9 protein-coding genes are annotated in these 12,734 nt (G+C 39.4%); 3 read left to right on the top strand and 6 right to left on the bottom strand.

The features are described 5' to 3' along the window. Positions 1–133 precede the first annotated feature (133 nt). The 4 genes from ACEW80_RS13385 to purS all read right to left on the bottom strand — a co-directional run bounded on the left by ACEW80_RS13385 (position 134) and on the right by purS (position 6,554). Positions 134–3,562 carry a helicase-related protein gene (locus ACEW80_RS13385; RefSeq protein WP_373527051.1) on the bottom strand — a complete coding sequence of 1,143 codons (3,429 nt, stop codon included), beginning with the start codon at positions 3,560–3,562 and terminating at the stop codon, positions 134–136. 45 nt (positions 3,563–3,607) lie between these two features. Continuing rightward, positions 3,608–5,146, bottom strand: coding sequence for a hypothetical protein (locus ACEW80_RS13380; protein WP_373527050.1), 1,539 nt, complete (start codon positions 5,144–5,146; stop codon positions 3,608–3,610). A gap of 351 nt (positions 5,147–5,497) precedes the next feature. Further along, positions 5,498–6,175 (bottom strand): phosphoribosylformylglycinamidine synthase subunit PurQ, encoded by a 678-nt coding sequence (purQ, locus tag ACEW80_RS13375; protein ID WP_373527049.1) that lies wholly within the window; start codon positions 6,173–6,175, stop codon positions 5,498–5,500. A gap of 100 nt (positions 6,176–6,275) precedes the next feature. Then, entirely contained in the window at positions 6,276–6,554 is a 279-nt protein-coding gene (purS, locus tag ACEW80_RS13370; protein WP_373527048.1) for a phosphoribosylformylglycinamidine synthase subunit PurS, read from the bottom strand. 144 nt (positions 6,555–6,698) lie between these two features. Between purS and ACEW80_RS13365 the strand changes: the two genes are divergently transcribed. Then, entirely contained in the window at positions 6,699–7,103 is a 405-nt protein-coding gene (locus ACEW80_RS13365; RefSeq protein ID WP_373527047.1) for a Fur family transcriptional regulator, read from the top strand. A gap of 124 nt (positions 7,104–7,227) precedes the next feature. On the opposite strand, the gene ACEW80_RS13360 is transcribed toward ACEW80_RS13365, so the two are convergent. Next, positions 7,228–7,797, bottom strand: coding sequence for a Uma2 family endonuclease (locus ACEW80_RS13360; RefSeq protein ID WP_373527046.1), 570 nt, complete (start codon positions 7,795–7,797; stop codon positions 7,228–7,230). Between the two features lie 215 nt (positions 7,798–8,012). Between ACEW80_RS13360 and ACEW80_RS13355 the strand changes: the two genes are divergently transcribed. After that, a complete protein-coding gene (locus tag ACEW80_RS13355) occupies positions 8,013–10,838 on the top strand; it encodes a hypothetical protein (RefSeq protein WP_373527045.1) in 2,826 nt (941 codons plus the stop codon). 337 nt (positions 10,839–11,175) lie between these two features. Continuing rightward, the gene (locus tag ACEW80_RS13350) at positions 11,176–11,814 is read left to right on the top strand and encodes a PEP-CTERM sorting domain-containing protein (protein WP_373527044.1); all 639 of its coding nucleotides are present in this window, start codon (positions 11,176–11,178) and stop codon (positions 11,812–11,814) included. Positions 11,815–11,913: 99 nt separating this feature from the next. Here the strand turns inward: ACEW80_RS13350 and ACEW80_RS13345 are convergent, their stop codons facing one another. After that, positions 11,914–12,492, bottom strand: a complete 579-nt coding sequence (locus ACEW80_RS13345; RefSeq protein ID WP_373527043.1) for a single-stranded DNA-binding protein — start codon at positions 12,490–12,492, stop codon at positions 11,914–11,916. Positions 12,493–12,734: the final 242 nt, after the last annotated feature.

The following is a 12,734-nucleotide window of genomic DNA, read 5'->3' as shown; positions in this document are numbered from 1 at the left end:
CCCAATTTGCCCGGCGCTCGCCGACGAAAGTGCAAGGTTTTTGAACCTCTGGATGCTATAGTCTTGCACTTGCTTGGTGAAAAAATGCTCAAAACCCTTACCTAGACTATGTTTCACTTTTGTTCAGCAAGCCCTATATAGCTAGAATATCTCGGAAGCGTTGGTCTTCTGGTTCTTTAGGTTCATTGGCAAAATATTCACTCATAACCTCACCACTAATAAAGGCAAATAATGGCAAGGCATAATACTGGTCTAAATGCTGGCTGTTTTGCTCAAGTCGCTGTGTTTTCTGCACACCATCCTTCAGCTTTTTCACTAATTCTATAGCATCCTTGATTGCAAAACGTAAACTTTCTGGATAAGATTTACGATGACTAATTTGCTCCATATTTCGCCATAATTCTTCATTGGCGTAGTTTGCTATATCAGCCAGCCGCATTTGGTAAGTTTCCTCCAAGGTGTTATTAGCAATAGGGACTATCAGCAGACTACCACTAATATAACCCGGTTCAATTTTGCCAAAATCTAGTAACTTATCTAGGGTGTGATAATTTTGAGAAAAATCACTGTTAAAAGACTTCTGCAACGCTAAATAATTAGACTTAGTTGTATCTTTTACAACGAATCCTGCTTGTCCTAGTAGCTGTTCTAAATTTGTATAAACTTTTTCTAATAGAGAGTCGCTTCTATTTATTTGGTATTCTTTCTTCATCTGGTTGATGAGATTTGCCATCTGAGCCGAAAAGGTTTCACCAGCAGCTAATATAGATTTGCCACCTATGGGAATAATAATAAAATTATCCCGACCTATGCGGCCATAACCAAAAATTCTGGTCATTACAGAGGCTTTTAAAAGTAATAAAATATTTAATATATTCAGCACACTTTCCTGCAAAGATAGTTGCTGGTCATCTTGATAATAAACTAAACGTTCTGCTAAGTAAAAAACTAGCTCTTTATCCTGATTGTCTATTTTATCATCACCACGACCTCTGTAAATCACCTGAATTACTTCCATCAGGTTTTTCTCAATTTCAAATTTGGGAATTTCTACTAAGATGTGTTTTACCTTGGGAAAAGATAAACCCCGACTACCAGAAGCAGTCATAAAAACTACTTTTACGGATTCTTGAAATTTTTGTATTTCTTGCTTCTCTTCCTCAGAGATATTTGCATGTATCTCTAGGTAATGAGTATACTTTTGAAATTCTCCCCGATGTTGTTTAATCTTCTCAATCAGTTCTGTTAATCTGCGTTTGTTTTGGATATAAACTATTACCTGTTCAACATCTGACCGATTTAAAAGGGCTTCGATATCTTTTAAAATCTCTTTTTGCAGACTTTCTTCTAAGTTGTAACCTTGGTTTAAACGCGCCTCCTCATTAAATTTAGATGACTCTATTAATATTTGATAATTAATGGATAAGTTACTAGCTGGGTAGGAGTTAGTATTAATTACAGTCGCTGGTAAACCCTTAAATTGCAATGGCTGGACTGAAAGAGGTTGACTGGTATCCGTAGCACGACGAAAATATATTTTTTCTGGTTCTGGTGATGTCTCAGCAAGGTGTTGAATTATAATATTTTTGTCAACAATAGAAGCATCAGCAACAATAACCTTAGTATTAAAACCATGCTGAGAATCCATTAATTCATATTTAGATATAATTTGATTAATTCCATCTAAAAACTCAACACCTCCAGTTATTTCATCTATCATGATGAATAAGTGTTTGATTTTCCCAGATATTTCTTGCATTCTATCGGAAAATACTTTGTTTTCTTTGGAATTATATGCATTTCTAAAAATTTTCTCAAAATGTTTTAATGTGTTACCAGTATCAGTTATCTTCAACGCTTGGATAGATGTAGTGGCGATAATATTATTTGATATTTGACTTTCTACAAGAGTAGATATAGCTTCACAAATACTATTTAAAACACCTTTAGTCTTTTGTCCAATATCTTGAATTTCGTTATCTGTTATTTGTTTGAGTCTGTCAGAACGCCATTTTTTTCGCTCCACATTTCTGCTATCAAGAAAGTTGACAGACTTTTCTATAAAATCTCCCTGACGTTGATTACAGGTGTATTGAACAGTGTAACGTCCAAAGTTATCTGAAATTAGGTTGCTATGGGTGTTGATGGCTAATAATCTGTCATCGCACAATTTTTCAGTATTTTTAACTTTAAATTTCTTGATTATATCCAGGTTAACTTGTTTTCGAGGACTGACGTAAAAGAAAAGAAAACCTTCGTCTATATGTTTGCAATCGGTGAGAAAATCAACGATTGCTGTAGTTTTACCAATTCCAGGATTTCCAGTTAAAAATATATAGGTATCCTGAGAAATCAAAGCTTTTTTAATCAGTTCAGCGTGTGCTTGTCTCAAATTTAGGGTTCCAGTTAACCCCAATTGATGCATCAATTCTGGAGAAACTTGTCCAACAGAGTTGATAAATCCGGTTATTTTCTCTGTGTGCCGAGGTAAAATGGTTATCTTATCAGCAGGAATTTCTAAAAGAGAATCAATAAATTGTTTACCACGCTCAAAACTACTATAGGCGCTGCGCTTAATTTGATTTAAAACCTGTTTGCGTGCTTCGGGAATTTCTTGAGGACTTGAGTCATGTTTATATATCTGATAACAGGTTTTCAAAATATCCAAGTTTTCTCTCTGGATAGATATTGCGCTGATTCCGCGATCGCTGTATCCTATAGAATTGAATACCACATCTGCTGTATCTGGAAAAATGGCAGTTTCTTTGATAAATTCATAGAAGCTATGGAGATAACAAGCAGCCTGAATTGACTTAGTACTTTCTTTATCTCTATACTTAAAAGCAGTAAAGTATGTCTTTAAGCCTTCTGAGAATTCTAAACCTAAAGATTCAGTATCAATAGTAAGATTAGAAAACACGCTTTTCGAGCGCAAATAACTAATATCCCGGATTAATAAACGCCGGATAATTTCTATATAGTCAAGGTTTTTAACATCCTCATTTAAATTAATAGAAAACACCGATAAATCAACACAAATAACCCGATACTGTCTGCGATGACGCAACAGAATTAAAGTATCGGCATTGAGAAACTCACCTTTCTTTTGATAACGACTAATATACTGAGAGGTATTGTCTAAGTTGTCAAATTGAGCTAACACTTCTTCAAACCATTGGAAATTATCTTTAGTGTCATAAGTACCAATACTGTTATCACCATTAAACCTACATTGGTAATATAAAATCTCGACATTTTGTAATTTGTGCGGCTTATCCCAACCTGTAGACTTGATGTATTCCTGAAAGAAATTTAAGCCACTCAAAAAACCCTTTTGGATGAAAAATGTACACCAATTACCAGCCATCTCTCTTTCTAGAGTGCTGATAACTTTATCAACCACTAGCCGTCGGATGTTAGCTAAATTTAGTTGTTGCAATTCTTGACGATATAAATCACCAAATTTATGCTTAATTTTGTTTTCTTCAATGTAAGCAAGAATGCCAATATTAAACCCCACTTCAAATAAACGTCCTAATTCTTCAGCTATTTTGGATTTCATGATGTTTACTGAATATATTTTTTAAATGCAGAGTAGCGCCAAGAGTTACTCTGCATTTAGCACATTTCTGACAAGAGTTAAAAATGCTAAAGAGTTAAATTCGCTCTTTCCTCGCATGTGATTGAACAAAGAAAGCTTACCAACAGATTTATCTCCAATCAAATTTTCGTAGGGGTCTAGTTTGATATGGATTTCTTTATCCGCTTTTTGGTAGCGAGAGAAGTGAAAGAAAGTCAAATACTGCAAGATATCATTTTTTAATAAACCAGGATAAATTAATCCTTTGCGAATATCTTCATCGTCCAGAATGTCTTTATAAATATTTAATAGGGTAGCGTAGGAAATAACACCTCTGTAGTATCTTTCTTCGTCTTTACCTACTTTCATTCCATTAAAAAGATTGAAAAATATAACAGATTGCTTGCTGGGATCTTCGACTAAAGTTGTCAGTTCTGCTGTATCTTGAATGTATAAAGAAGTTGCAGCATTTTTTGGGAGCATCACTGCATAGTATTTATCAAAAAACATTGGGTAAATTTTAATATCTTCACGTTGTGCTTTCAAAGACCTAATTATATTTTTTGACATAAAGAAGAGTCCATCATCTTCTTCAGTGTGTGTCATGTGTAATGTACTGGTATAAGGTGCTTTAGCAATATAGATAATGTGTTTATATCCCTGTTCATAAAGTTTGCTAACATTATCAATAATAGTGCTAGGTTCTGTAAACATTTGTTGGTGATCATAGTTCTCAGAAAAAGTTTTGGGTAACTGAAATTTAACAGTACCATTTTTCATTTGCACACCGATAATTTCTCCCATTAAGTTAGAAATTTTTTGAGAACTATTCCACTTGCTATCGCTTTCTCGACTGGAAACGATGATAATAGCTAGCTTGTCTAGTTGGGGAGATTGAGATGAAGTATTTAATCGAAATTTTTTAGGTAAAACAGAGTACAAGGAACTCATAACATTGGGAATTTTAAATGCCAAATCTTTAATATTAATTCCCTGGTCATTAGCACGATGTGTTTCGTTAAATAAATGAGACAATACACCAGACAAGGAGACTATAAACTTTTCTATCGGTGCGTCATCTTCTTTCTTTTTCAGATGTAGTCTTAAAATGGGTATGAATAATCTTGTTTGCTTCTCCAATAAGAGTTTGAGACAGATATAGGCAAGTAAGGCATAAGTAAATTTATAGACAAAAGCCTGATGAGATTCTAGTTTTTTATCTTCTAAGTGATAGGTAAATAATAGCAGGTGACGCATTTGGAAATGTTGAGTAAAAATTTCCAAACATCTTTTATCTTGTAGAGGCGCAAAAACTACTGGTAATGCACGGATAGCAGTTAAATCATACTCCATACTGAAGGTTTCTATATCATCAGTATCATAAAAGTGAATGTCAGTAATGGTGATATTAGCTGCTAGGGAACAAAGAGAATTTGTTTGTGTATTTGCTTTTCCAAGTGAGATGTATTTCAGAACTTGTTTGGAGTTTTCTCTCAGAACAGGTTTGAAAAATGTATTGTTATTAAAAATGTTACGCATATCCTCTTCAAGGATGCCATTTTTCACAGAAATATGTAATAGTTAATTTATGAACTTTCAGCAATTCTCGATTTTTAGGAGTTTTTTTATTAAAAGTTAAGCGTTGCTTTTGCAGGTTGTCATAAGAACTAAAAGGATAGGTAAAGTCTAAGCTAGATGTTTGACCTTTAAATGTTGACAAATCTACAATTAGTTTGTTAACAAATTCTTCTATTGAATTACTATTTTCTAGTGATGATTCTAATAGTTTGTACAATTTGAAGATTAATAATTGTTAATAGACGCGGTTTGGTAGGTCAATAATGATAAATCGCCGTCTGTAGAAGAATATTTATCTATCTTCCAGACAGCGATCGCAAAATACCCAACTTATTCACCCTACGCTAATGCCGCTACCTTCTCCACCAAGCCTTGAAACAACCTCAAGCCATCGCTATTTCCCAGCATCGCGTCTGACGCTCTTTCTGGGTGCGGCATCATCCCCAACACATTGCCCCGACGATCGCAAATCCCGGCAATGTTGTTCAGTGAACCGTTGGGATTCTCTCCTTGATAGCGGAACACTACTTGTCCGTTATCTTCAATTTCTGCGAGAGTGGCTGCATCAGCGTAGAACAGTCCCTCTCCGTGGGCAATGGGCAAAGTGATAACTTCACTATTGGTATAAGCTTGCGTCCAAGGGAGATTCGTACGCTCAACTTTCAAGGGGACGCGATCGCAGATAAAATGTAAATCCCGGTTTCTAGTCAACACCCCTGGTAAAAGTCCAGCTTCAGTTAATACCTGAAAACCGTTGCAAATACCGAGGACAAGCTTACCTTTTTGGGCGTGTTCAATAACCTGCTGCATCACGGGTGAAAAACGGGCGATCGCACCGCAACGTAAATAATCCCCGTAACTAAAGCCACCAGGGATAATAACGACATCCAAATCAGCAATATCTGTTTCTTGATGCCAAACCATGCGAGTTGGTTGTAAGAGCAAATCTCTGGTTACATAAGCAACATCGCGATCGCAATTAGAACCTGGAAAAACAACAACACCAAATTTTGTCATTTGTCATTTGTCATTTAGTTAATGGGAGTAGGGAGTAGGGACTAGGAAAGAAGCAGGGAGCAGGGGAGAAGATTTTTCCCCTCCGCCCAATGCCCAATCTCTAAAAGACTCCCGTCTGGGTTTCAACCTCAATCAAATCAAAGCGGTAATTTTCAATTACGGGATTTGCTAGCATTTGGTCACAAATGTTAGCAAGGTCTTGACGCGCTTTTTTTTCCTCAGTCGTGGTGATGGTCAGCTCAATGTACTTACCAATCCGCACCTGGTCAACGTTATCGTATCCCAATTGCTGAAGACTGGATTGTACAGCCACACCAGCGGGGTCTAAGACTGAAGGACGAAGGGTCACGAAAATTTTGGCTAGATACTTGGTTTGCACGGGCTTTTGCTGAATGCTGCGATCGCTATACTATAACTTTCTGTTCCAATTGAGTGAAAATAAGATTACGAAGCCGTTAAAGTTAATTGATCAATTAGCCCGTCTAACAGCTTCAACTACAGTGGCATATTTAAATAATTGTCTATGAGAGCCATACGCACCCGCAGTCAAGAGCGTATTTTCAACTTACTGCAAACAATCAAAAAAGGCATTTCTGCTCAGGATATTTACGTAGAACTACGTAATACCAATCAGAGTATGGGTTTAGCGACAGTTTACCGCTCCCTAGAAGCTTTAAAACTGGAAGGCATAGTACAAGTGCGGAATTTAGCTAATGGTGAAGCCCTTTATAGCCTAGCGCAGCAAGATAAACACCACCTTACTTGCTTGCAGTGCGGTGTCTCAATCCTGATTAATCAATGCCCGGTTCATGACCTAGAAGACCAGTTAGAATCCAGCCATAAGTTTAAAGTTTTTTATCACACCTTAGAGTTTTTTGGGTTGTGCAGCCAATGCCAGATAAATCAAGCTACTGGGATTGATCAATAACAATTAATTCGTAATTCGTAATGACGGTAGCCAGTCCGCGTACTCTCAAGCTCCGCGCAGCGTCTGTCTGCGACACGCTACGCGAACGTAGAGAGCGTTATTACAAATTATTTTAATGCTTTATTCAAATAAAACTCAACCAACTAAATACGTCTGCAACTGTTAATTGCCAATTTTCCAAAACACTTAAAACGGGTAAAACATCTTGCTTTTCTTTTAATTCTGGTAATTTATTTGGTTCAAAAATCATGATTGACTCATCCTTAGAATCGAGCAACCAACCTAGCTTTGCTCCATTTTGGATAGAAAATGTAATTTTGCGGATAACTCGGTTTGGTGATTGTTCTGGTGAGAGAATTTCAATTATCCAATCTGGGGGAATTTCAAATTTATTTGTAATTCTTCCATTAGGAAGCAATGGAATTTTTTGCCATTCAAAAACTGCAATATCTGGTACTATTGAACGACCTTGAAATGTACAGCGTAATTCAGGAAAGGCATAAGCAATTTTTTGTGGTTTTGTAACTTGATTTATGGCAGAAGCTAATTCAATTTGTAACGTACTGTGTTCTCCTTGCGGCATAGGTTTTTGGGATATTTGTCCGTTAAAATACTCGCTTGCTGGCTTGGTTTCTGGTAGTTTTAAGAACTCTTCTACACTTAATGCTGTGGTTGGCTGAATAGATAATGTCATAACTTACAAATTATCAAAACTTAATTATTTTATCAAAGCTACCTTGAATCCTGATTTATCCACCACTTTGCTCTCTAAATATATTTTATATTTGTGTTATTAATTCTGTTTAAGTATTTATTCACTTGATTTAACGCCCCCTTAGCATTGAATTAATGTCTTTGATTTAAACTTATTTCTGCCCTAATTTACTTACTGCGGCATGGAATGTAAAGATGTCTAAATCTAAATGGCAACGTAAGTTACTTACAATACTAAGTGCAGTTGGCGCTCTTTTTAAGCGTGAAAAAAAGCGGAAACAACCAGCGATTGCCCAAGGGGCAGCGCCAAAGGCGATCGCAAATAGAACTAGCAGAATTAAATCAATAAAGAAAAGAGGCATACTTTGGACTGCCCTTCTGTCTGCTTTGGTTGTCCTGGTTGCAGGCAGTATAGTATCCGAAGCAGGTGCGATTTTCCCCCAGTCTATATCTAAGGTGGGACGCCAACCCAATGGCTCTGTGTTAGTAAACACGGGTCAATTCATTATCCCTGCGGGTAAGCAGATTGAGTTTAACGGTCGTCCTGTGGCTGTTACCCTCAGTCCCAATGGTAAGACCGCTGCCTTTTTAAACGGCGTGGGTAGCAGTCAAGGCCAGTTCATCGTTTTGGTAGACCTGTCTACGGGTAAACTCAAGCAGGAGTTTAATCCGGCTAACGGTGGCGCTTCCTTTGATGGCATTGCCTACTCCAAGGATGGCAGAAAATTGTTTGCCTCCGATGCTAGCGGGAAGTTAGTTATTGCTAATGTTGCTGCTGATGGCACGCTTTCACTAGATGCGTCTGTAACTCTACCAGACAACAAATCTTACCCTGGTGGTCTAGCACTCTCCGAAGACGGGCAAACACTCTACATCGCCTTCAGCGGCAAAAACAGTCTTGGCGTTTTCAACCTAGCATCTCGTCAACTGGTAAATGAAATTCCCGTTGGGAATGCTCCCCACGCAGTACTAATTGCTGGTCAAAAAGCCTATGTGAGTAACCAAGGTGGGCGTAAGGCAGTTCAGGGAGACTTCACGAATGACTCCTACGGAACGCCGATTGTTGCTGACCGCGAGACTGGGGGTTCTATTACGGGTACTGTCTCGGTAGTGGATTTGCGTACTCAAACCAAAGTGCAAGATATTACAGTGGGTCTGCAACCAACTGGCTTGATGCAGCACCAAAAGTATCTGTTTGTAGCGAATACTCACAGTGATAGTGTCTCAGTAATTGATACGAACACAAATAAAGTAGTCCAAACGATTGAAATTCAACCGTTTGGGGGTGATGTTCCCGCTGGTAGTATGCCAAATTCATTGGCGATGGTGGAGGATCGGTTGTTTGTCAGTTTGGGGACAACCAATGCGATCGCTGTTTTTAATTGGAAAGGCATAGATCAATCTGCCCAGTTACGGGGACTCATTCCAACAGGCTGGTATCCTGGCGCTTTGGCAGTGGATCGCGATCGCAAACAACTTGTCGTTGCTAACGTCAAAGGGGTTGGCTCCTTGGGGCCTAACTATAGCTTAACCCTTGGGGGTATCCGCACGATAGGTAAAAGCACTTACGCCTACCTGGGTAGTACTTCGCTGATTCCTTATCCCAACCCACGAGATTTGCCTTACTCCAGTGCCCAAGTACGCCAAAACAATAGCTTACTCAAAGATCGGATTTCTAATAAACCCGGCTCACCAAATGCAGTCCCACGATCAATTCCCCGGCGAATTGGCGATCCTTCACCGATTAAGCACGTTGTCTACATCATTAAAGAAAATCGCACCTACGATCAGGTGTTTGCGGATGACCCCCGTGGCAATGGTGATCCCAATCTGCTCTTATTTGGCGAAGCGGTAACGCCCAACCTCCACGCCTTGACCAAGCAATTTCCACTACTGGATAACTTCTACGATAGTGGCGTTCTCTCTGCCGACGGACACCAGTGGAGTGTGCAAGGAATTGCTCCCGATTATATTGAAAAGGCATTTGGTAACTTCTTCCGCAGCTATCCATTTAATGGTGGCGATAGTTTGGCTTACGTGCCTACAGGATTCCTGTGGGATAATGCACTCAAGTATGGCAAGAGTGTACGTGTCTATGGTGAGTACGCCAACCAATTGCTCCTAGCGAAGGGGGCGACGGGTGAATTTGGTAACTGGATTGACTGGTATAGAGATGCATTAATTTTAGAAGGCAAGCAGACAGGTAATCTCCATCTGGCGATCGGAACTTACCAAACCAAGTCTGATGTGCCTTCCCTCGATCGCCTTTTGGTGCGGAACTTTCCCAACTACACTAACCAAATTCCTGACATTTATCGTGCTGATATTTTCCTGAAAGAGTTTACACAAGCTCCTAAAGGCACTTGTGGGCTGGCAGATTTGACAGTGATGGCGCTCAACACCGACCACACCTCCGGCACCTCTGCCAATTCCCCTACCCCTCGCGCCCAGGTAGCAGATAATGACCTAGCTGTCGGTCGCATCGTCGATGCTATCAGCCACAGCCCTTGCTGGAAGAAAAGCGCCATATTTATTGTGGAAGACGATTCCCAGAATGGTGTTGACCACATAGACGGGCATCGCACAGAGGCACTAGTGATCAGTCCCTATGCTAAACGTAGTGTAGTTGATAGCACCTATTACACCCAGGTAGATATGCGACGGACGATCGAACAAATCCTGGGGCTACCGCCGACCAATCAGATGACACTGATTGCTACACCGATGTACAACGCCTTTACTGACAAGCCCGACTTTACTCCCTTTAATGCAGTATCTAACAAGATTGCCCTTGATGAACTCAATCCGGGGTCTACCACTGCTATGAGTAATGTACAAAAAGCTTGGTTTGAGGCATCAACACAGATGTTTAACAAGCAAGGGCTCGTTCCCGATGAACAGGATGAGAACTTGCTCAATCGGGCGATTTGGTACGGGACAAGAGGCTTTAATAAGCCCTATCCTGGTGATGCAAAAGTGCTGCTCCCAGAGGAAGTTACTAAGATAGCGGCTAACAAGTAATTGGAATTGCACCTTAGTAGACATTGAACCGAGAACCGGATAATTTCCGGCAAGATGCTCTGAAAAACTCCATCCTGTCTGTATTGGAAAATTTGCTCCACCAGAGTCAAAAAAGCCTTTATTAGCAACTAAAAACCAAGCCTTTGGAACGCATCTTGCAGGTTTTTATAAATATCTCAGTGCAATGTCGCTAAGGAATCAATAACCTACTTGCAATTTCCTGGTCAAGGATGTATCGACCGCAGACGTTATCACTTACGCCTAATGTTCTGTCAAGCCTAGAGAAATCCCTTTCTACAAACCTTGCATTAATTAAGTAACAAGAGGAATAACATCAATGATAAATACCAAGAACTTTACTAAGAAGCTTGTAAAGACTACAACTTTAACAGCTTTCGTTGCCTGTTCCTTGGGAGCAGGAATAGCCAATGCTTCGATTATTAGTTTTAGCTCCTTGTCAGGTAATAATTTTGATTCTTTTACTGGAACTACTGAAGGTAACTTCACAGTTACTCCGACTGAAGGTGATTGGTTTGAAGGACAAGTGTTTGGAAATCCTACCCCCTCTATTTTTACAATCCCTATTTCCCAGCTAACAACGTCTTCAATCAATGTTACTGAGAATACAAATAAATTGTTTACTTTCGCTAGTGTCGATCTCACTAGTAATGCTGCAAGAGGAGGTGAATTTTCTATCCAAGGTTTCTTGAACAGTCAGTTGGTGCTATCTACTACTGGTACAATTGATTTGAATAATTCGTTCACAACGATTCTGAGTACCGATTCACAGCAAATCTTGGACTCGCTGCAAATCATTCTCACCCCAGCCCTAGAGGTATCATCTCTGAACGTAGACAATATTAATGTTACTACAGCAGTCCCAGAGCCTTCCAACTCCGGCTTGCTTTTCGGTCTGGGTATACTTAGTACTTTAGCTTTGCGTAGGAAGAAGCTAGCGAATACAGTCAAGGCATAGTCAATAAGTCAAACTACTAGTATTTACGCCAACCTGTACTAGGATTTTGGTAATAACAGAAGTTAAACTCAGCAGAGCAGTGACCCACTCTGCTGAACTTTAGAACGGAATATCATCCGGATCTGGTTCTTCCTGTTTCACTGCTGGATAAGTGGGCTGCTCATAATTTATAGGTTGGGGTATGGGTTCGTAACTTGTCGCTTGGGGAGTAACGCCAACATGATTTGTCACTGGAGTAGGTGCGGGGCGTGACGACTCGTAACTGGGAACGTCTTTCGCCTGGGAAGATGCAACTCCTGAGGATGGTTGTCGCACAGAAGTTTCTGTAACTGACGGAGTTATAGTTGCTGATGGTGAAAAATCAGTATTAAAACTACCTCCAACAGATTGAATTTGTTGCACTGTTAATTCAGCGCGTTTTTCTTTAAAACCTTCTGGACGCTCAATAGTATTCATACTTAAACGTCCTACCAAGATGACGCGATCGCCTTGATGGTAGTTTTGTTGAATTTCTGTTGCTAAATTACCCCAGCCGACAACTTTCAGGGTGGCTGGCGGATCTTCTGGTTTCTGGGAATTCGGAAACTGCACAATCATTTCCGTGACTCCTAAATTATCCGCTGTATAGCGGAGTTGCGGGTCTTGAATAATTTCCGCCATCAAAACGCAACTGTTCATTAAAATTCCTCCTAACTGCAAAAATTACTGATTGAAAAAGAGGGATTTTCTATGTAGTCCCAATCAATATCTAGTTTTAATAATGCCTGAATAAATATCCTACATCTACTCTTAGTTTTTAGTTATTTCTAGCATAAAAGCCAAGCGTAGGCGTAGCCCGTCGTAGACATCGCTTTGAACAGCATTTAATATACTGCTTGCCAGCTTCGCTTGACTACAATGAGCATTCAATTCTGCAAGTA

Source organism: Nostoc sp., from assembly GCF_041747015.1.
Taxonomy (GTDB): domain Bacteria; phylum Cyanobacteriota; class Cyanobacteriia; order Cyanobacteriales; family Nostocaceae; genus Nostoc.
Note: the sequence above shows the minus strand (reverse complement) of the source record. Positions and strands in the feature narration are given on the sequence as shown.